The 19,593-nt window shown below is 69.1% G+C and carries 15 protein-coding genes; 3 read left to right on the top strand and 12 right to left on the bottom strand.

Going from position 1 to position 19,593, the window contains the following annotated elements; translation table 11 throughout:
- The first annotated feature begins 13 nt into the window (after positions 1–13).
- Entirely contained in the window at positions 14–1,879 is a 1,866-nt protein-coding gene (locus tag AB9O74_RS08155) for a M56 family metallopeptidase (protein WP_369348989.1), read from the top strand.
- 16 nt (positions 1,880–1,895) lie between these two features.
- Here AB9O74_RS08155 and AB9O74_RS08160 read toward each other — a convergent pair whose 3' ends face one another.
- Positions 1,896–2,231 carry an I78 family peptidase inhibitor gene (locus tag AB9O74_RS08160; RefSeq protein WP_176990276.1) on the bottom strand — a complete coding sequence of 112 codons (336 nt, stop codon included), beginning with the start codon at positions 2,229–2,231 and terminating at the stop codon, positions 1,896–1,898.
- A gap of 32 nt (positions 2,232–2,263) precedes the next feature.
- On the opposite strand from AB9O74_RS08160, the gene AB9O74_RS08165 reads away from it, so the two are divergent.
- Complete coding sequence (locus AB9O74_RS08165; protein ID WP_176990275.1) at positions 2,264–2,704, top strand: hypothetical protein; 441 nt, start codon at positions 2,264–2,266, stop codon at positions 2,702–2,704.
- A gap of 13 nt (positions 2,705–2,717) precedes the next feature.
- On the opposite strand, the gene AB9O74_RS08170 is transcribed toward AB9O74_RS08165, so the two are convergent.
- Positions 2,718–3,833, bottom strand: a complete 1,116-nt coding sequence (locus AB9O74_RS08170; RefSeq protein ID WP_369348990.1) for a ribonuclease H-like domain-containing protein — start codon at positions 3,831–3,833, stop codon at positions 2,718–2,720.
- Positions 3,830–6,310 (bottom strand): DEAD/DEAH box helicase, encoded by a 2,481-nt coding sequence (locus AB9O74_RS08175; RefSeq protein ID WP_319210249.1) that lies wholly within the window; start codon positions 6,308–6,310, stop codon positions 3,830–3,832. The genes AB9O74_RS08170 and AB9O74_RS08175 overlap by 4 nt, the downstream gene beginning before the upstream one ends.
- A gap of 187 nt (positions 6,311–6,497) precedes the next feature.
- Between AB9O74_RS08175 and AB9O74_RS08180 the strand changes: the two genes are divergently transcribed.
- Positions 6,498–6,974: a hypothetical protein gene (locus AB9O74_RS08180; RefSeq protein WP_369348991.1), complete on the top strand. Its 477-nt coding sequence runs from the start codon at positions 6,498–6,500 to the stop codon at positions 6,972–6,974.
- 19 nt (positions 6,975–6,993) lie between these two features.
- On the opposite strand, the gene AB9O74_RS08185 is transcribed toward AB9O74_RS08180, so the two are convergent.
- From AB9O74_RS08185 to AB9O74_RS08225, 9 genes are all read right to left on the bottom strand, one after another.
- Positions 6,994–8,823 (bottom strand): hypothetical protein, encoded by a 1,830-nt coding sequence (locus AB9O74_RS08185; protein WP_369348992.1) that lies wholly within the window; start codon positions 8,821–8,823, stop codon positions 6,994–6,996.
- Entirely contained in the window at positions 8,820–10,991 is a 2,172-nt protein-coding gene (locus AB9O74_RS08190) for a hypothetical protein (RefSeq protein ID WP_369348993.1), read from the bottom strand. Before AB9O74_RS08190 ends, AB9O74_RS08185 begins: the two co-directional genes overlap by 4 nt.
- Positions 10,988–12,103, bottom strand: coding sequence for a BatA domain-containing protein (locus AB9O74_RS08195; protein ID WP_369348994.1), 1,116 nt, complete (start codon positions 12,101–12,103; stop codon positions 10,988–10,990). Before AB9O74_RS08195 ends, AB9O74_RS08190 begins: the two co-directional genes overlap by 4 nt.
- Positions 12,100–12,996: a DUF58 domain-containing protein gene (locus AB9O74_RS08200; RefSeq protein ID WP_369348995.1), complete on the bottom strand. Its 897-nt coding sequence runs from the start codon at positions 12,994–12,996 to the stop codon at positions 12,100–12,102. The genes AB9O74_RS08195 and AB9O74_RS08200 overlap by 4 nt, the downstream gene beginning before the upstream one ends.
- Before the next feature lie 10 nt (positions 12,997–13,006).
- Positions 13,007–13,990, bottom strand: a complete 984-nt coding sequence (locus tag AB9O74_RS08205) for a MoxR family ATPase (RefSeq protein WP_176990267.1) — start codon at positions 13,988–13,990, stop codon at positions 13,007–13,009.
- A 61-nt stretch (positions 13,991–14,051) separates the two neighbouring features.
- Complete coding sequence (locus tag AB9O74_RS08210; RefSeq protein WP_176990266.1) at positions 14,052–14,753, bottom strand: DUF4159 domain-containing protein; 702 nt, start codon at positions 14,751–14,753, stop codon at positions 14,052–14,054.
- A gap of 67 nt (positions 14,754–14,820) precedes the next feature.
- Positions 14,821–16,155: a TldD/PmbA family protein gene (locus AB9O74_RS08215; RefSeq protein ID WP_346479608.1), complete on the bottom strand. Its 1,335-nt coding sequence runs from the start codon at positions 16,153–16,155 to the stop codon at positions 14,821–14,823.
- A 20-nt stretch (positions 16,156–16,175) separates the two neighbouring features.
- Positions 16,176–17,810 (bottom strand): TldD/PmbA family protein, encoded by a 1,635-nt coding sequence (locus AB9O74_RS08220; RefSeq protein ID WP_176990264.1) that lies wholly within the window; start codon positions 17,808–17,810, stop codon positions 16,176–16,178.
- 132 nt (positions 17,811–17,942) lie between these two features.
- Positions 17,943–19,571 (bottom strand): TldD/PmbA family protein, encoded by a 1,629-nt coding sequence (locus AB9O74_RS08225; RefSeq protein ID WP_369348996.1) that lies wholly within the window; start codon positions 19,569–19,571, stop codon positions 17,943–17,945.
- Between the last annotated feature and the right edge of the window lie 22 nt (positions 19,572–19,593).

Consider the following 19,593-nt stretch of genomic DNA (forward strand, 5'->3'; position numbering starts at 1 on the left):
CATGGACATGATGATGAGCGAACTGCTGATGCGGCTGGGCTGGACCAGCGTGCAGAGTGCGGTGCTGGTGGCGCTGGTGTGGGGCGTATGCCGCCTGCTGCCGCAGCTGCCCTCCGCCACCCGCTGCCGGCTGTGGTGGCTGGTGGCGGCGCAGGCGGTGCTGGGCCTGTTCTGGAGCAGCCCGCTGGAACTGGCGGTGCTGCCTGCACCCGTCGCGGTGATTGCCCCGACCGCCCCGGTGACGGCACTGCCTGCGTTCGATGCGGCCGTGCAGGCCGCGCCGGTCATCCATGCAGCGAGCGCGGCCGAGACGGCGACGATGGCCGTGTCCTGGCCGTCGCTGCTGCTGGCCCTGTGGGCCGCCGGCGTGCTCTTGATGCTGGTGCACAGCCTGCGCGGCTACCGCGCGAGCCGCGCGCTGGTGCGCGGTGCCACCGAGTGCACCGACGCCGGTCTGCAGCAGGCCCTGCAGCTCGCTGCCGAAGCGCATGGCCTGCGTCGCGCACCGCGCCTGAAGCTCTCCGCACAAATCCGCTCGCCGCAGTTGATCGGACCGTGGCGGCCCGTGCTGCTGCTGCCGGCGCGCGAACTGCCGGCGATGTCGGCCGATGACCTGGACATGGCGCTGACCCATGAGCTGATCCATCTGCAGCGCCGCGACCTGTGGTGGGGCCTGCTGCCGGCACTGTCGCAGCATCTGTTCTTCTTCCATCCGCTGGTCCACCTGGCCGCGCGCGAATACGCCCTGGCCCGCGAAGAAGCCTGCGATGGTGCGGTGGTGGCCGGCCACGGGCATTGCCGGCATGGCTATGGCCGGTTGCTGGTGCAGCTGGGTGTCGCGCCGCGTCCCGCCGTGGGCGTGGCGAGCGCCTCGCCGAACCTGCGCAGCCTCAAGCGCCGCCTGTTGACCCTGCAGCAGACCCGCAGCTTCCCGCGCGTGGCCTCGCTGGCGATCACCGCGCTGTTCGTGGTGGTCGGCGTGGCGCCGCTGCGGTTGGTGGCTGCGCCGCCGCCGCCGGCGCCACCGGCCCCGACCGCACCGAACGTACCCACGCCGCCCACGCCGTTGCCTGCGCGCGCGCCCCGTCCGGCACCCGCCCCGGTCCCCGCGCCGGAGCCGATGCCCGCACCGGAGCCCATGCCGGCCCCGGAACCGCCGGCCGCCCCCGCCGCCCCCGTCGCACCGCGTGCGCCGGAACCGCCGAAGGATCTGGATGACGGGATGTCCTTCGTCACCCATGGCAAGCTCAACATCCGCCAGCAACCCGCCCAGGCGTTCGTGCTGATGGGGCAAGACGACAACTTCGTCGATGCCTCGGTGGCCGATCTCAAGCAGGCGCGCCGCGATGCGGGCGGTGACGAACCGGCGCTGTGGGTACGTCGTGGCCAGGCGCGCTATCTCATCCGCGATCCCGCCGTCCTCAGCCAGCTCAGCCGCAGTCAGTCCGACGTGGCGGCCTTGGGCAACGCGCAGGCCGAGCTGGGCAACCGCCAGGCGGCGATCGGCCAGCAGCTGGCCAAGGTCTCGATGCAGGTCACCGCCGACGCGCTGGCCGCGGTGGATGTCGCGGCGGTGGTCAACCACGCGACGCGCCAAGTGGGACTGGATGCGGCCACCGAGGCCAACCAGGCCGCGCGCCAGTCACGTGCGGCTGCCGCCGGTGCCAGTCAGGCAGCGCGCGAAGCGCGTACCGCAGCGGCCAAGGCGGTGGACGCCCGTCAGATCACCCTGGTCGCGCGCGAGCAGGCCGAGCTGGGCCGGGAGCAGGCGCGCCTGGCGCAGCAGCAGAGCCTGGCCTCGGCCCGCGCCGTGCGGGAAGTACGCACGGCCATCGATCAGGCGCTGGCCAGCGGCAAGGCCCAGCGCCTGCGCGACTGACCTGCAGGAAGCCTTCTCAACCGCAGTTGGCGCGCACGATCCTGTTCTGCGCGTCCACTTCGATGCTGAGGCGATCTTCGCGGTAATCCATGGTCATCGCCATGCCCGGCTTGAGCACGCGGGCGTTGCGGGCACCGCTGTCCTTCACTGCTTTCTGGATCACCGCCTCGGTGGCGGTCTGCCCGGTCAGGCCGGTGAGCTTTTCCGGATCGCATTGGCCGCCACTGCCGGCCACCGCGGGCGGCGCGGTCGAGGTCGGGCTGTCGGCGGGTGTTCCCGCCGTCTTGCCGGGATGACTGCAGGCGGCCAGCGGCAGGGCGCAGCCCAGGGCGAACAGAAGGTTCAGACGCATGTGGTGGTCCTCCCACGGAGAGTGCGTGCAGTGTGGAACACGCCTACTTCACGCCGCGTCAAGACATGACGCACCACCTGCCGTCATTATTGGCGGCGTACCTCTCGGGAAGCCATCAGCCACCCTTCAGCAGGCAGCGCCTGCGAGCAAGGTTTGATTTGTCGGAGAAAACAATGAGCGCACCTGATATCACGTGGTTCAGGGGCAGTATTCATCCCCATTTGACGGGATTCAACATTACCTACACAGACGAAGGGCGCGGGGACTTCGGAGAGCTGCAGAGAGCGAGTGTTGAAGGAAACAATAAATTCGCGACGATAGATTTCTGGTCCAGCGGCTGGACGTCCGTGGACATTTTTGACTGTCAGGAGGACGCGCAAACCATGAATGAGATGATTCCTCCGGCGGAGGCCCATCGCGTGAATGAACTTCTGTCCCTGATGATTGATCGACTGCGTGCCGGACTGAGCTGATCCTGCGTTTCCCTCAGGGGGACGGCGAGGACAAAGCCAACGTCTCCCGGTCGCGCTGCTCCTCGGCCACCAGCCGCCGCATCAGCAGCGCCAAGGTCACCACGTCCTGGTGGTTGTGCTCGGCCACCCGGCGCAGGTTCACCGCGCTGCCGCCCCGGAGGTAATTCAGCCACGCCGCAGGGGCTTCCGAGCCGGGCAGATCGTCTTCGCGCACGATCTGCAGGAGCTGGCGCTCGATCGTGGCCAGCCGGCAGTTCTCCCAGGTGCCGCGATAGCGGCGGCGGGTCGGGAACAGCAGGTCGACGTGATCCAGCGGTGTGATCGGGCAGCGCTGCCGGGCCAGCCGATAGCGCGTCTTGAGCAGCGGCGCGTCGTAGCAGCGCCCGTTGTAGCTGGAGAACACCGTGCCCGGCTGCAGCCAGCCGGCAAACTCGCGCAGCATCGCGGCCTCGGCCGCCATCGTGGTCATCAGCAGTTGGCGGATGCGCAGGCCGTCGCCGCGGTCGGGATGGGTGTGCCAGTCCGCCGCGCCGATCATGAAGGCACGGGTACCGGTGCCGCCGGCCAGGCCGGTGGTCTCGGTATCGAAGAACAACAGATCCCGCGGCTGCACCTGCTCGCCCTCGCGCTTGGCGAAGGCCAGCGACAGCGGTTCGGTGGGGATCGCCTGCGCGACGAACGATTCGATCAGGAACAGCCCCGGCGCGATTTCCTCGCCCGGCACGTGGCGATCTGCGGCGTTCTCGCGCGGCTTGGCGGTGCTGATGCCGCGATCGCGCAGGCCAAGCAGACGGCGCAGGCCACCAATCTCCGGCTTGCGCAGCGCGGGCGCGGGGACAGGAACAGGAACAGCGGGAACCGCCGGTGCGGTCTCGCGTGCGGCGGCGCCGGTCGGTTTGTGCCGGATCTCCTGCTCGACCCAGCCGAAAACGGAGGCGGGCGCAGGCGTGCGCGCACGCGCGTCGTTGGCGGCGGCCGGAAGAGGTTCGCTGCCCGTGTGGCCGCGCACGCCCGTGTCAGCGGCAGCGGTTCCACGCCCAGGGGCGATGGCCGGATCAGAGGCAGGCGCCGCCGTCGCATCGCCCGCCTGCCGGCGCAGCAGGCGCAGCTTGTCCAGGCTCAGGCTCACGGGGCGACCACCTCGGCATGCTGGCGCTCACGTTCGGCGGCGGACGGCAGCGCGGCACTGTCGAACAGGTCCAGTACCTTCAACGCCAGCGCCTTCGGCGTGGTGGCATCGTCTTCCTGGCCGGCCAGCACCGGGCCGACGCAGGCCGGGCAGCCGGCCTTGCAGTCGCAGCCCTGCACCAGTTCGCGCGCGCGCAGCAGCAGCTCGGCCTGGCGCACCCACAGCGGCTCGCTCAGGCCCACGCCGCCGGGGAAGTTGTCGTACAGATAGACCGTGGGCACGAACTGCTGCTGCAGTTCGATCGCGCTGGCATCGAACTCGGCGCCACGCAGCTGCCCGCGCCCGCTCTGGTCGGCCACCGCGAACCACGCACCGTCACCATTGCCGACCGCCTTCTGCAGATCGCGCGCATCGGCCATCACCGCGACGGTGGCGACGATATGCAGCGCGTAGGCGGCTCCGAGGAAACCATCCAGCGCTTCCTGCTTGCTGTCGAACGCGGTCAGCAGCAGCGCCTGCGGCAACTGCCACCACACCGCCGTGGTGTGCAGCTCCTGGTCGGGCAGGTTGACCGGGCCGTAGCCGATGTTTTCGTGGGTGTAGTAGCGGATCTTCTTGTAGCCGGCCACGCGGCGCACCACGTGCACCTCGCCATGGTGGGAATCGCCGCGCCCGGCGATGCAGCCATCGAAACGGTCCAGCACCTTGAGCTTGGTGAAGTCGATGCTGTCGGTGTAGTAGTCCACGTGGGTGCGGGTGACATAGGCCTTGCGGCCTTCCCAGTCCAGCCGCTCCACCTGGTAGGGCGTGGACTGCACCATGTGGATGGCGCCTTCGTACAGCGTCAGCGCGGCGGCGGAGTAATCCACCTCGGCGATGATCTGCTGCTTGCCGTCGCTGCGGTCCACCACCACGAAGTTGCCATCGGCGACCGAGCGCAGGCTGACCGCATTGGCCGGGTAGCTGTCGGCGATCCACTCCCAGCGGTCGCCTTCGCGATGCACGACCTCGGTCTCAGCCAGGGCTTCCAGGAACACCAGCGGATCGATCGGGCCGAACGGATCGCCGGCCAGGAACGGGAGCTCGAAGGCGGCGCAGCGGATGTGGTCGAACAGGATCAGCGGCTGGTCCGGTGCGATGCGCGCATGCTCGGGCGAGGCTTCAGCGAAGAAATCCGGATGCCGCACCACGTACTGGTCCAGCGGCTGTGAGCTGGCCACCATCACGCCCAGCGCGGGCTGCTGGCGGCGACCCGCGCGGCCGAAGCGCTGCCAGGTCGCGGCGACGCTGCCCGGGTAGCCGTTGAGGATGACCACGTCCAGGCTGCCGATATCCACGCCCAGCTCGAGCGCCGAGGTGCTGACGATGCCGTCGATCTGCCCCGCGCGCATGGCGCGTTCGGTCTCACGGCGCTCGGTGGGGAGGTAGCCGCCCCGGTAAGCACGGATGCGCGCCGGCTTGCGCGGGTCGTGGTCGAAGATGTCCTTGAGGTACTTGGTCAGCACTTCGACCATCAGCCGGCTCTGCGCGAAGATCAGGGTCTTCAGCCCGGATTTGATCGCGATGCGGGCGATGCGGTTGCTCTGCGAACGCGCCGAAGCGCGCAGGCCGAGATCGGCGTTGACCACCGGCGGGTTCCACAGCAGTACATGCTTCGGCCCGCTGGGCGCGCCGGACTCGGTGATCGCCGTCACCGGCGCTTCGATCAGCGCCTCGGCATGCGCCTGCGGGTTGCCGATGGTCGCAGAGCACAGGATGAACTGCGGTTCCACGCCATAGAACGCGCAGATCCGCTTGAGCCGGCGCAGCACGTTGGTGACGTGGCTGCCGAACACGCCGCGGTAGGTGTGCACTTCATCGATGACCACGTAGCGCAGGTTCTCGAAGAACTGCGCCCACTTGGTGTGATGCGGCAGGATCGCCTGGTGCAGCATGTCCGGGTTGGAGACCACGATGTCGCCGTGCAGGCGGATCGCCTGGCGCGCATCGCCCGGCGTATCCCCATCGAAGGTGAAGGCTTTCACGCCCAAATCGCCGGCGCGGTTGAGTTCCAGCAGCTCGGCGACCTGGTCTTGGGCCAGCGCCTTGGTCGGGAACAGGTACAGCGCCTTGGCCTTGCCCTGCATCGCCGCGCTGACCACCGGCAGGGTGTAGCACAGCGACTTGCCGCTGGCGGTCGGGGTCACGATCGCCACGTGCTCGCCTCGCTGGCTGGCCTCCCAAGCCTGCGCCTGATGGCTGTAGAGCTGCTCGATGCCGCGCGCCTTCAGCGCCTGGACCAAGGCGTCGGGCACATCGGCCGGGATCGGCGCGTACTGGCCCTCGCGGGCCGGAATCGTGAAGCTGCCGGTGATGCGGTCGTTGTAGCGGCGCTGCAGGCGCGCGGTCAGCAGCGCGCCATCGCGCGAGGGCAGCCCGTCGGTGGTGGCGAGGCGGCGCTCGGCGTCTTCAGTGCGCTTGGCGAGTTCGTAGGCCATGGTCACAACGGTCCGCAAAGGACGCTATGGAAACATGACCGCGTCTCAATGTCTGAGACATCGGGGTGCGCGCGGGTGAATGGTTCAGTGCATGGCGGCGTCGCCTGGACAGCTGCCATCAACGAAATCTGACGCCGGCCTCCGTATCCTTGAGATCAGCCCGCAACCAAACACGGATGGAGTCGCTGTGGCATTACGTGGACATCAAGGCGCCGCGCTGCTGGCCGGCCTGCTGCTGGGTGCCGCCGCACAGGCCCAGCAGGCCGCCGCACCCGAGCCGGTGGAGCCACCGCCCGCGACAGCGCAGGGGGAGGTCACCACGCTGGGCGAAGTGCGTGCGCTCAAGCCCGACGACGAACCGCTGGATCTGTACCGCTTCAAGAATCCGGTGCAGGTGCAGCCCAATCGCTTCAGCCGCACCTGGAGCGAGCCGCCGTCGCCCGAGCAGGTCAGCATGAGTGGCGGTTATCTGATGATGGGCATCAACCAGGGATTGGCCAAGGCGGCGCAGGGCGTGAACAAGCTCACTGGCGGGCCCGCGCAGATCCAGTCCGCGACCGCCCGCCCTCCGCCGGAACTCACCGACGAAGAACAGCGTCGCGCGATGGAGGTGTGTGCGCAGCAGGGTGGGTGCCCGACGCCACTGCCGCCGTTGCCGGAGTAACGGACAGGCGGACCTGCCGTCATCGCGTTGTCGCCACCCGCCGCCGCTCCAGCCACCACAGCAGCCCTGCCGCCAGCACGAAGGCCAACAGCCACGGCCAGCGTGCGCCCGGCGTTTCGACCAGGCCCACCGATGCGGCGGCGGTGCCGCCAGCCAGACGCTGTGCGGTCGCCTCCCGCAGCTGCTGCCGATGCAGCGGTCGCGCGGTGGCCGGATCGAACACGTAGAACGTGTGGCGGTTCTCGCCCTGCTGCAGTTGATGCCAGCCGGCCTGCGCTGGCCAATAGCCGGCGCAGTGCTCCGCACCGCTGGCCGGGTCGATCCGCAGCGGAATGAACGCGCCATCCGGCGCACGCACCTGCGCGGTCGCCTGCAGGTGGCACAGGGCCATGCGCTCACCGGCCCAGGGGGTGATGGCGTCGATGCGTGGGGCCTCCGCAGCGGGAAGCGCGCGCGCGATGCTGGCCAACACGCTGCTCCACAGCTCGGCATGGCGATCGTCGCGGCCGGCCAGCACCAGCCGATAACTGTCGGTGACCGGCAGCAGCGCGACGCGTCCGCGTCCGAGGGCGCGATAGCCGCCGACCGACGTGCCCTTGTCATCGTGCAGCAGCGGCGTCGCGCCGGCGGTCTGCACGGCCAACCGCTCCAACACCGGCAGCGCGGCCTGGTGCGAGGCGGTGTCTGCTTCCTCGACGTAGGCGGTGCTGTCCGACGCGGGCCGCTGTGGGCCACGGCGCGCCTGCAGCAGGGCGGCGTCGGCATCCCCGGGCAGTGACAGGGGCGCGGCCTGGTTGCCGCCGGTGACGGGCAGTCCCCAGCTGCGCAGCACCTGACGGGCGCCATCGCCAAGCGGGCCGCTGGTACGAACCAGGACGCCGAGCCCATTGCGGATCGCCTGCTGCAGCGTGCTGCGCTGCGTAGCCGACAGTGCGACCAGGCTGCGCTCATCCAGCACCACGACATCGGTTTCGGCCAACCTGTCCGCAGCGAGCGTGATCGGCGCATCGCCAAGCGAAACCCCACCGCCCGCATTGGCCTGCGCCTGCACGCGCAGACCTGCATCCGTGGCCCAGCGGCGCAGGTACTTGAGCTCCGGGCCTGGCGCACCGGCCAGGATCAGCAGGCGCGGCGTGGCCTTGGCGACGGTGTCCACGGGTACGGCCAGGGTATCGACCACATGCTGGCCGGCATCCAACAGGCGCAGGCGGAACACACTCTGCCCGGGGACGCGTGCCACACCGTCCAGGTGCACGCTGCCATCGGCGCCGGGCGTGGCACGGTCGACGACCAGGCCGGCCGGATCCACCAGCTCGGCGCGTGCGTCCGGCACGCCCTGCGCACGCGCGCTGACGGTGAACACCGCACCGGGCGCGGTGACCGGCGGCGGCTGCAGTGACATCCAGCCCTGCGGTGCGCCAGGCGATGCGAGACGCACGCCGCGCGGCAGTGCCACATCGCGATCGCGGGCCGTCAGGCCATCGCCGATCAGCCGCAGGGAGGTGGTACCCGGATGCTGGCGCAGCGCGGTCGCGAGGTCGGGTGCACGGAGGGCCTCGGCCGCCGTTGGCGCCTCCGGCAGCGCGACCACGGTCTCGCCGGGCGCGGCCGACCAGCGCACCTGATCGGCCGCCGCGGTCAGCACGGTGAGCTGACCCCCGGCCGCGCGCTGCATCGGCGGCACCAGGGTCAGATAGAGCAGCGCGGTGACCGCGATCTGCAACAGCAGCAGGCCGGCGAACACGCCGCGCGCCCGCAGCGGCCCACGCCACTGCTGCCAGCACAGGCGTGCGCTGGCCAGCAGCAGCACGGCCAGCAGCGCGATCAGAATCCAGCGCGGTTCGCTCATGGGGTGGCCTCCAAGGCATCCAGGTAGCGCTGGCCCATGGCATCGGGTGCGTTGCGACGAGGCACCTGCGGCAGCGGCCGCAGCAGGGCACGCCACAGCTGCGCGCGCAGGGCCTGATGGCAGTCGGCGCAGTCCGGGGTGATCCGCAGTGTCTCGATGGCGGCGGCCAGGCTCAATGGATCCGGCAGCCGCGCTTCATTGCGCCGCAGCCACTGGGTCAGCGCGTCCAGATCGGGCGCGCTGCCGGGATCGGCCAGCTGCTGCCAGACCTGCACGATGGCCTGGTCGGGTGCTTCCAGCGCACGCAGCGGCAATGCCCTGCTGGCCAGCTCGGCGCGATCGCCGGTCATGCGCCGGCCTTCATCGATCGGCGGCAGCTCCGGACCGACCCGCGCCAGATAGATGCGCTCGGCCTGCTGCACTTCCTTGATGAAACCCAGCGCCTTGTAGGCGTAGGGCAGGGCGCGCTCGGGCTGGCCCTGGCGCAGTTCGCCTTCCGACGACCACATCTGGTCGAGCGCCGCCTTCAGCGTGGCGCGCGTCTTGGGATCGAGCAGGGTGGCGGCCTCGGCGTGGTCATGGGTATGGCCGTACTCGGAGAGCACATCGGTGGCGCTGCCAAACACGGGCGCGGTGCCGTCGGTTGGTACGCCATGGTCGTGATCATCGTGGCCGGCCTGTGCCTGGGCCTGTGCAGGCTCGCCATGGTGATCATGATCATCGTCATGCGGGGTCGCCGGCGTGTCGCTGGTGGGCAGGCTGTCGCTGGTCGGTGGCGGCTTGGCCCCGCCCTCGCTTTCCTCACCGAGGAACTGGCCATAGCGCAGGCGCAGGATGCGCTGGTCCACGCCGATCGCATCGGCGCGTTTGACGAACTCCTCGGCCGGCAGCTGGCGGCGCTGTTTGATCAGCGCCTCGGCGTCGATGATGATCTGGCGCTGGCTGCGGAAGTACGCCGGCAGGGTCTTCTTGACCATGCCCTCCATGTCGGTGCCCTGGATCTCGGCGGCGCTGGGCAGGCGCAGGATGACGCTGCTGCTCTGTGCGCTCTGCGCGGTGGGCGCATGGGTGTCGCGCACGGTCAGCTGCGCGATCACATCGTTGCCTTCGGTGGCACCCAGCGCGCCGAGATCGAGCGTGCGCGCGAAGCGCCGCTGCGTCACCGGCCCGGTGCCGGACAGGGTGAAGGTCTGCTCGCGGAAGGTGATGTTCTCACCGCTGCCCTGGGCCAACGTGACCTTCAACTGCGCGGTGGCGACCACACCATGGTCGTCAGTGGCCTCGAACTGCAGCGGCCACTGGCGCTGGCCGGGCGTGCCCAGCACGAGGCTGCGGTCCGGGGCGATCACGCGCACCACCGGGGGGCGATCCGGCACCACATCGAGCCGGTACAGACGGGTGTCGCGCAGGGCGGGCTCGGTCACCACGCGGTACAGCGCCGGGCGGGTCGCGGTCCACCGTGCGGTCCAGAGGTCGCCCTCGCGCTGCAGCGCGATGCGCTGGCCATCGTGGAACTGCAGGGCGGCGGTGTGCGGCTGCGCGGAGAAGCGCAGCGACCAGTGCAGGCGGCTGTCCTGCGCCACCTTGCCATCCAGCGCGTTCTGCACGCGCACCGCCTGCCCGGTGTAGGCCGGGGCGATGATCTCCAGCCGCGTCGAACGCAGCTGCGGCGGTTGCGCCGGTGTGGCCGGCGGTGCGGTCGCGCCGGAGAACAGTGGCGCTGCGCTCGGGCCGCGCGGCCAGCCGACGGCCAGGGACATGGCGAGCACTGACATCACCACCGACGCCAGTACCCAGCGCCACGGCCAGCGGGGTCGCAGCTCGGGCAGGCGCGACTGCAGTGCCGCCTCGACATGCGCCCGCTGGCGCCGCTGCAACGGGTTCAACGTGTCGGGGGTCGCGAACAGCAGGTCGGCACTGTCCTGTGCGATCGGGTGTTCATCCAGACGGCGAACCAGCCACCGGCGATCGAGCCGGCGTGCGCGCCAGGTGGCCAGCCCGACGCCGACCAGCAACGTCAGCAGCAGGATCACGGTGAACGCATTGAAGCCCGCGATCCGCCATGCAACGGCACTCAGTGCCAGCGCGATCGGTACCGCGAGTACGGCGGTGATCCACCAATGCCGCCGGCGCGCGCGCTGCCAGCCGCGCTGGATGATGGGGTTCATGCGCCTGCTCCGCGGCGCGGCGAGGTGGCCATCACCCGTTCGAGCGCGAACAGCAGCACGATCAGCGCCAGCAGCCACGGCGCAAGCTCACGTGGCGCGGGGAGCGGTGCGGCAGCGCCACGCAACGGTGCCTGTGTGGCCGCGGGTGCGAGGGTGGGTGCAGCCGGTGCCGCGATGACCGCCAGCAACTGGCGGGGGAAGCCGGGGTCGCGCAACGCCGGCTCCGTCGGCGACAGCGCTGCGCTGAAGCGCAGCAGACGACCGCTGCCTTCCTGCCGTTGTTCCAGCACCACCGCGCCCTGTGCATCGCGCAGGGCCGGCGTCCAGCCGGACCCCGCAGCACCGGGCGCGACCAGCACACTGCCGCCCCGTTGCACCCACGCCTGCCAGGCGGTGGGCAACGGCCCAGCGGCAAGCCACACGCCGAGCTGGCCATCGTCCGGGGCGGTGCCCGCGGCGCGTGCGGGCGACAGCGGCTGATTCGACCAGGCGCGCTGGATCGCTGCCAGCACCCGCTGCTCGGCGTCGGCGATGCCGGCGCCGACCTGCACCTCAGGCGGCGTCGCCGCGCGCGTGATGGCGGGCGCCAAGGGCACCGGCCGCCAGGTCACGGCGCGTGAAAGGCGCGGACGCTCGCCATCCAGCCCGGGCATCGGGTCGGGAATGTAGACGGTCAGTGGCGTACCGGCCGGCAGGGTCTGGTCCAGCTCGCGCAGCAGGCTGGCCAGCGGTGAGGGGGATGCGGGGACAGCATCGGCCAGTGCCGGGAAACCCGGGGCCAGCCAGCGCCAGTCCCCCGTGGCGTCCCGCCCGCGCAGGGCAGTGCCGTCCAGCCCCGGGGCGACCACCGTGACCGGGTGGGTGTCGGCCGCAGCGTCGTGCAACAACGGGCGTGCCAGCAGCAGGGCCAGTGCGGCGAGCAGCAGCAGTCGCACCAGCAGCAGCGGCCACTCGTCGAAACGGATTTTCTGGCGCGGCCGGATCCGGGCCCGCAGCCAGCGCAGGGCGGCGAAGTCGAGCGGCGCGTACTGATGCCGGCGTGCAAGGTGGATCAGCAGCGGCACCAGCCAGGCAGCCAGTGCCAGCAAGCCAAGTGGATACAGCAGGCTCATGCGCCGCCCCCGGCACCGAGCAGCACACGCAGCGGTTGATCCAGCGGCTGGTCGAGATAACCGGTGGCATGCACGATGCCACTGCTCTGCAGGCGTGCCTGCAATGCGCGCTGCGCCGTGTCGAAGCGGGCCAGGTAATCCGCGCGGATGGCGCGGCCGTCGCCCAGCAGTTCTTCGCCTGTCTCCGGATCGCGGAAGCGGTGGCCGTCGGTGAACGGGAAATCGCGCTCTTCGGCGGTCAGCAGCTGCAGGTGCAGCACCTCGCGGCGCGCAGCGGCGAGCCGCTCCAGCAGCACGACGCCGGCCTCGTCGAAACCGTCGCCCAGCGCGACCAGCAGGTCGCCGGCCTGCACGCGCTCCCAGATCGGTGCCAGTGCCGTGCCCGGCGGCCACCTGCCGCTGGCCTGGACCTGGCGCAGCAGCAGATGCACGCGGTCGCGCTGGCGCGGGCCATGGCCGGCCGGCACCAGTTGCACGCCTTCGCCGGTCAGGACGATCACGCCGAAGCGGTCGCTCTGCTGCAGGGCCAGCTCAACCAGGCAGGCGGCGGTGGCGCAGGCGTGGTCCAGCCGCGACCAGTCCGGTCGCGCGCGATCGCTCTGGCCCGCCGAGGCGGTGGCATCGAGCAGTACCCAGAGCGTGATCGGGCTTTCGCGCTCGGATTCACGCACGAAGAAGCGGTCCGAGCGCGCGTAGAGCTTCCAGTCGATCTGCCGCAGCTCATCGCCGGGCTCATAGGCGCGGTACTGTGCGAACTCCAGCCCGGCGCCACGACTGCGGCTGGCGTGCTGGCCGATCCCGTGTGCACCCCGCGCACGGCGCGGCAGCAGCCGCAGTGCCTTCAGGCGGCTGCGGACATCGGCGGGGATCGCGATCGGTGCGTTGCGGCTCACGGCGTGTGGATCAACCCGGGAACGGCACGGCCTGCAGCAGCGCGGCGACCACGTCGTCGGCGCTCTTCTGCTCGGCCTCGGCGGCGAAGGACAACAGCAGGCGATGGCGCATCACCGGGGCCGCCAGCGCCTGCACATCCTCACGGGTTGCGGCGAAACGGCCCTGCAGCAGTGCACGTGCCTTGGCCGCCAGTACCAGCGACTGTCCGGCACGCGGGCCGGCACCCCACTTGATCCATTGGTTCACCGCCGCCGGCGCATCGCTGCCGGGTCGGCTCGCACGCACCAGGCGGGTGATCCAGGTCAGCACGTCCTCGCTGATGTGCACCTGGCGCACGGCCGCCTGCAGGGCCAGCACGTCTTCGGCGTGCATCACCTTGGGCACGCTGCCCGTGGCGCTGCCGGTGGTCTGCAGCAGGATGTCGCGCTCTTCCTGCTCGGTGGGGTAGTCCACCCGCACGTGCAGCAGGAAACGGTCCAGCTGCGCTTCGGGCAGCGGGTAGGTGCCCGCCTGTTCGATCGGGTTCTGCGTGGCCAGCACGAAGAACGGCGCGGGCAGCGCATAAGTGGTGCCAGCGTAGCTGACGGTACGCTCCTGCATCGCTTCCAGCAGCGCGGCCTGGGTCTTGGGCGGTGTGCGGTTGAGCTCGTCGGCCAGCAGCAGGTGGGTGAAGATCGGGCCCTTCTGGAAGCGGAAATGACGGTGGCCGGTGCCGTGGTCTTCTTCCAGCAGCTCGGTGCCAAGGATGTCGCTGGGCATCAGGTCCGGGGTGAACTGCACGCGCCGGAACTGCAGCTCCAGCGCCTGGCCGAGCGAGCGCACCAGCAGGGTCTTGCCCAGGCCCGGTGCGCCTTCCAGCAGGCAGTGGCCGCCGGCCAGCAGGCCGATCAGCAGCTGCTCGACCACGGCGTGCTGGCCGACCACGGCCTGGCCCAGCGCGCTGCGCAGTTGATCCAGTCGGGGCAGGAGGACATCAAGGCTGTCGGTCGTCATAAGGCACTCGCAGAGATCGGTGTAGAGCCACGCCATGCGTGGCTGGAATGCAGGAAGGAACCTAACTGTTCAACGCATACATGATGATGTTGACCGCGAAGCGGGTGTTGTCTTCGGCCAGGAAACGCTTGTTGCGCCAGTCGTAGTCCCACTCGCAGCCGTAGTCCTTGTTGCTGTAGAGCACGCCGAGCCGGCCATCGATCTCGATGCCCTTGAGGTAATCGTGGACCAGGTCGTCGCCCCAGCCATTGAGCTCGAACCCCGTGGCGGGCGGGCCCTCGGGAAAGCGGAAGAAGCTGCGGTACAGCGCGTGGTTGTTCGGCAGCTTGTTCAACGCCTTCGGTCCGAACAGCTTGGCCATCTGTGCTTCGAAGGACTTGGCGAACAGGCCGTCGATGTCGTGGTTGCAGTCATCGACGAACACGAAGCCGCCGTTGCGCACGTAACGCACGAAGTTCTGCCGCTCGGCGGCATTGAACTCGACCAGCTTGTGCCCGGCCAGATAGCAGAACGGCGCCTCCAGCATGCGCGGATCGGACAGGGCGATCACGTGCTCGGTCGGGTCCACGCGCAGGGAGGTGTAATCGATCAGCGAGGTGATCACGTTGGACGGCATGCGCGCATCCACGTCCCAGTCGCCGGAGTCGTACTTGAGGCGGGTGAACCAGAAGTCATAGCGCCCGGCCTGGGCGCGCGCCGGCGCGGGCAATGCCGCGAAGGCGGCACTGCCCAGCATCAGGCGCAGGAACTGTGCGCGGTTCATCGCCACGCACGTTCCCGGGGGCAACCGGCCAGACGGAGAGACGGCCAGCGGCCGTCACGACCGTGCATCAGACCGCGTCGGACAACGAGGTGAAGGTGAAATCGCGCAGTTTCATCGGCGGGATCATCATCACCAGGCTGGATTCGTCACCGGCCACACGCACCGGCTTGCCCAGTTCTTCGATGTTGTTGAGCATGATCACCGGCGATTCGTTGAAGCGGAAGTTCTTCACCGGATGCTTGATCTGGCCGTTCTCGATGTAGAAGGTGCCATCGCGGGTCAGGCCGGTCAGCAGCACGGTCTGCGGATCGACCATGCGGATGTACCAGGTGCGGGTGACCAGGATGCCCTTCTGGGTACCACGCACCAGCTCGGCGGTGCTCTTGTCGCCACCGGCCATCAGCAGGTTGCCCGGCCGCGCGTTGGCGGTCTTGCCCTGCTTCTGCGCCCAGAAGCGCGAGTAGTTGAGGTTGGCGATCTTGCCGTTCTTGATGATGTCCAGCTTCTCGCGCGGCTGGCCTTCGTTATCCCACGGCAGCACGGCGGCCTCGGGGTGCCACGGGTCGGCCACCATGTTCACGCGCGGGTCGTAGACCTGTTCGCCGAGCTTGTTGCCGCCGCCCTTCTTGGACAGGAAGCTGCGGCCTTCATCGGCCGAGCGCGCATCGAAGAAGTTCATCATGAAGCTGATCAGGCCCGCCGCGGCAGCCGGCTCCAGGATCACCGTGTACTTGCCCGGCTCCAGCGCCTTGGCTTCGGCCGATTCGGTGGCCTTGCGCATGGCGATGCGGATGTCCTGGTCGGCCTTGAAATCAGCGGCCTCCTTGAGGTTGCGGCCGACCCAGCCCGAACCGCGGCCGTCTTCGGTGCGCACCGTGCAGGTGTAATCGAAGTTCGTGCCGCGCTGGTAACCGAAGTTGCCGTTGCTGTTGGCGGTGGCCTGGAAGCTCTGGCCGTCTTCGAGGAAGCCGGCCGCGATCAGGCCGTTGCCACGGCACGGCGCGATCGAATCGGCGGCGACCTTGGCGCGGAACGCCGGGTCGATCGCCGCGGTGGATTCGCTGAAGGTCGGGCTGGACCGGTAAGTCTGCTTGCCGATCGCCGGCAGGAATTCCGGGTTTTCCGGGGCCAGGCGGGCCAGATCCTCGGCGCGGCGCACCACGCGTTCCAGCGCGGCGTCGTCGAACTCGTTGATCGAGGCGGTGCCGACCCGCTTGCCGAAGGCGACCGTGACGGCCAGTTCGGTGTTGTCGACGATGCCGCTGGTGGAGACGTTGTTCAGTGCGAAACGGATGTTGCCGTCGATCGAGCCGGCCAGCACGGCGGTGCACTCATCGGCCTTGGAGAGCGCGATGACCTTGTCGAGGATGGCCTTGGCCTGGGCTTCGGTGAAGATACTCATGGATTGGGGCTCCTGACCGGTCAGCCGAGGCTGCGCGCGGTGTTGATGACGTTGATGCCGTTGAAGCGCGCGGTGGACGAACCGTGCGAGACCGCCGAGACCTGGCCGGGCTGGCCCTTGCCATCGAAGAACGAACCGCCCAGGCGGTAGTCGCTTTCATCGGCCACGGCGGTGCAGGCGTTCCAGAACTCCGGCGTGCGGATCTGGTAGGCCACGTCCTCGAGCATGCGGGTGATCTGGCCGTTCTTGATTTCATAGAACAGCTGGCCACCGAACTGCGCGTTGTAGCGCTGCTGATCGATGGAGAACGAGCCGTCGCCGATGATGTAGATGCCGTTCTCGACGTCCTTGACCATGTCGGCCACGCTCAGCTTGGTCTTGCCCGGCGCCAGGGACACGTTGGCCATTCGCTGGAACTGCACGCTGGACCACGAATCGGCGTAGCAGCAGCCGTCGGACTCGGTCTTGCCCAGGATGTGGGCCTGGTCGCGGATGGTCTGGTAATCGACCAGCTTGCCTTCGCTGATCAGGTCCCAGCGCTTGGTCTTGACGCCTTCATCGTCGTAACCGACCGCGCCGAGGCTGCCCGGCTGGGTCTTGTCGGCAAAAATGTTGACCTTGTCGCTGCCGTACTGGAAATGCTGCTCGCGCTTGTCCAGCGTGGCGAAGCTGGTGCCGGCGTAGTTGGCTTCGTAGCCGAGCACGCGGTCCAGTTCCAGCGGGTGGCCGACCGACTCGTGGATGGTCAGCCAGGTATGCGACGGATCCAGGATCAGGTCGTACTTGCCCGGCTTCACCGACGGTGCCTTGAGCTTCTCCTGCGCCTGCTTGGCCGCGGCGATCGCATCGGCCTTCATGTCGTAGGAGTTGCGGTAGTTGACCACGCCGTTGGGCGAGACCGCCTTGCCGGTGCCGACGCCATCGAGGTACTCGTAGCCCAGGCCCATCGGCGAGGACAGCCCCGAACGGGTGCGGAACTTGCCGGTGCTCTTGTCGATGGCGGTGACCGTCATCGGCGCCCAGATGCGGTGCACGTCCTGGTCGATGTAGGAGCCATCGGTGGACGCGAAGTACTTCTGCTCGTTGACCAGGAACAGCATCGAGTTGACGAAGCTGGCGCCGGCGCCCATCGCGCCTGCATTGACGTCCAGCAGCAGCTCGACCTTCTCCTTGATCGGCACGTCCATCGCGTTCTTGCGGATCGGCGTGCGCCAGGACACTTCGCCCACGCCGGGCGCGGCCGCCAGCTGCACCGGGGCGGTCTGCACGCCGGCGTTGGCCTTGGCGATCGCGGCGGCCTGCTGCGCGGCACGTGCCACATCGGTGGTGCCGAGCTGGTTGGTGGCGGCAAAGCCCCAGGCCCCGTTGACGATCACGCGGATGCCCACGCCGGTCGATTCGGTGTTCACCACGTTCTGGACCTTGTCCTCGCGGGTGATCACGTACTGGCGCAGGTAACGGCCGATGCGCACGTCGCAGTAGGTTGCGCCGGCTTGGCGGGCGGCGGCCAGCGCGGCATCGGCCAGGCGCTTCTTCAGGGCCGGATCGAGCGCGCTCTGCAGCTGTTCGGCGGCAATGACCTTGCCGAAGAACGACGGCACGATCAGTCCGCCAGCGGTAAGCCCGGTCAGGGCGAGGAAGTCACGTCTTTGCAAGGCAGCTCTCCACGTCGGTGTGGGGGTGGCAGGGAAACAGCGACATCAGGGCGACCGCCGCGGCGGCACAGCCGATTCTTGCGGCCATGCGGGCGCCGCGGTAGTGACATTCGGCACGGAGCGGGGACAGGCTCATCCCAGGCTGCGTGCGGTGTTGATGATGTTGATGCCATCGAAGCGCGTGGTCGACGAGCCGTGCGAGACCGCCGAGACCTGGCCCGGCTGGCCCTTGCCATCGAAGAACGAGCCGCCGAAGCGGAAATCGCGCTCGTCGCAGATCGCGCTGCAGGCATTCCAGAACTCCGGCGTGCGGATCTGGTAGGCGGCATCCTCGACCATGCCGGTGATCTCACCGTTCTTGATCTGGTAGTACAGCTGGCCGCCGAACTGCGCGTTGAAGCGCTGCTGGTCGATCGAGTAGGAGCCACGGCCGTGGATGTAGATGCCGTTCTCCACGTCCTTGATCATGTCGGCCACGCTCAGCGGGGTCCTGCCCGGCGCCAGCGAGACGTTGGCCATGCGCTGGAACTGCACGCTGGACCACGAATCGGCGTAGCTGCAGCCGTGCGATTCCTTCTCGCCCAGAATGTGCACCTCATCGCGGGTGGCCTGGTAGTTGACCAGGATGCCGTCCTTGACCAGGTCCCAGCGCTTGGTCTTGACGCCTTCATCGTCGTAGCCCACCGCACCCAGGCTGCCCGGAGCGGTCTTGTCGGCGAAGAAGTTGACGATGTCGCTGCCCCAGCGGAAGCCCGCATCACGCTTGTCCAGCGTGGCGAAGCTGGTGCCGGCGTAGTTGGCTTCGTAGCCGAGCACGCGGTCCAGCTCCAGCGGATGGCCGACGTTCTCGTGGATGGTCAGGAACAGGTTGGACGGGTCCAGCACCAGGTCGTACTTGCCCGGCTTGACCGACGGTGCCTTGAGTTTTTCGCGGGCCTGGCGGGCCGCGGCGATGGCATCTTCGACCGGGTCGTAGGAATCGCGGTAGGCGACCACGCCGCCCGGCAGCGCGATCTTGCCGCGCGCGTCGCCATCCAGGAACTCGTAGCCCATGCCCATCGGCGAGGACAGCCCGGCGCGGGTGCGGAACTTGCCGCTGGCCTTGTCGATCGCGGTGGCGGTGAACGGCAGCCAGATGCGGTGCACGTCCTGGTCGATGAAGGAGCCATCGCTGGAGGCGAAGAACTTCTGCTCGTTGACCAGGAACAGCGTGGAGTTGATGAAGTCGGCGCCGGCATTGAGCGCGGCCGCGTTCAGCGACAGCAGCATGTCGACCTTGTCCTTGATCGGCACCGCCATCGCGTTCGTGCGGATCGGCGTCTTCCAGCTCACATCACCCACCCCGGTGACCGGGGCCAGCTGCACCGGGCGGGTCTGGATGCCGGCGTTGGCGCGGGCGATCGCCGCGGCCTGCTCCACCGTGGCCAGCACCGCGGCCGGGGTCTGCTGGTGGGTGGCGGCAAAGCCCCATGCCCCGTTGACGATCACCCGGATGCCGATGCCCGAGGATTCGCTGTTGGTGACGTTCTGGACGTTGCTCTCGCGGGTGATGATCGCCTGGTTGAGGTAACGCCCGATGCGCACGTCGCAGTAGCTGGCGCCGGCCCGCTTGGCGGCGGCGAGCGCGGCCTCGGCCAGTGCCTTGCGCCGGCCGACATCGCCCGGTTCGAGCAGCTGCTCGGCGGCGATCAGCCGGCCGTGCGGCAGTACCAGGCCAGCCAGGCCCATTCCAGACAGCGCTAGGAACTCACGACGTTGCACAGCTCACATCCCCCAAGGACGG

Source organism: Stenotrophomonas sp. JAG2 (assembly GCF_041080745.1).
Lineage (GTDB): Bacteria > Pseudomonadota > Gammaproteobacteria > Xanthomonadales > Xanthomonadaceae > Stenotrophomonas > Stenotrophomonas maltophilia_AA.

What these genes read in the sequence shown, in the direction of transcription:
- AB9O74_RS08195 (WP_369348994.1), bottom strand. Translation starts at nt 12,103, where the DNA reads ATGAGCCTGCTGTATCCACTTGGCTTGCTGGCACTGGCTGCCTGGCTG.
- AB9O74_RS08185 (WP_369348992.1), bottom strand. Translation starts at nt 8,823, where the DNA reads ATGAGCGAACCGCGCTGGATTCTGATCGCGCTGCTGGCCGTGCTGCTG.
- AB9O74_RS08210 (WP_176990266.1), bottom strand. Translation starts at nt 14,753, where the DNA reads ATGAACCGCGCACAGTTCCTGCGCCTGATGCTGGGCAGTGCCGCCTTC.
- AB9O74_RS08215 (WP_346479608.1), bottom strand. Translation starts at nt 16,155, where the DNA reads ATGAGTATCTTCACCGAAGCCCAGGCCAAGGCCATCCTCGACAAGGTC.
- AB9O74_RS08175 (WP_319210249.1), bottom strand. Translation starts at nt 6,310, where the DNA reads ATGGCCTACGAACTCGCCAAGCGCACTGAAGACGCCGAGCGCCGCCTC.
- AB9O74_RS08160 (WP_176990276.1), bottom strand. Translation starts at nt 2,231, where the DNA reads ATGCGTCTGAACCTTCTGTTCGCCCTGGGCTGCGCCCTGCCGCTGGCC.
- AB9O74_RS08205 (WP_176990267.1), bottom strand. Translation starts at nt 13,990, where the DNA reads ATGACGACCGACAGCCTTGATGTCCTCCTGCCCCGACTGGATCAACTG.
- AB9O74_RS08155 (WP_369348989.1), top strand. Translation starts at nt 14, where the DNA reads ATGAGCGAACTGCTGATGCGGCTGGGCTGGACCAGCGTGCAGAGTGCG.
- AB9O74_RS08190 (WP_369348993.1), bottom strand. Translation starts at nt 10,991, where the DNA reads ATGAACCCCATCATCCAGCGCGGCTGGCAGCGCGCGCGCCGGCGGCAT.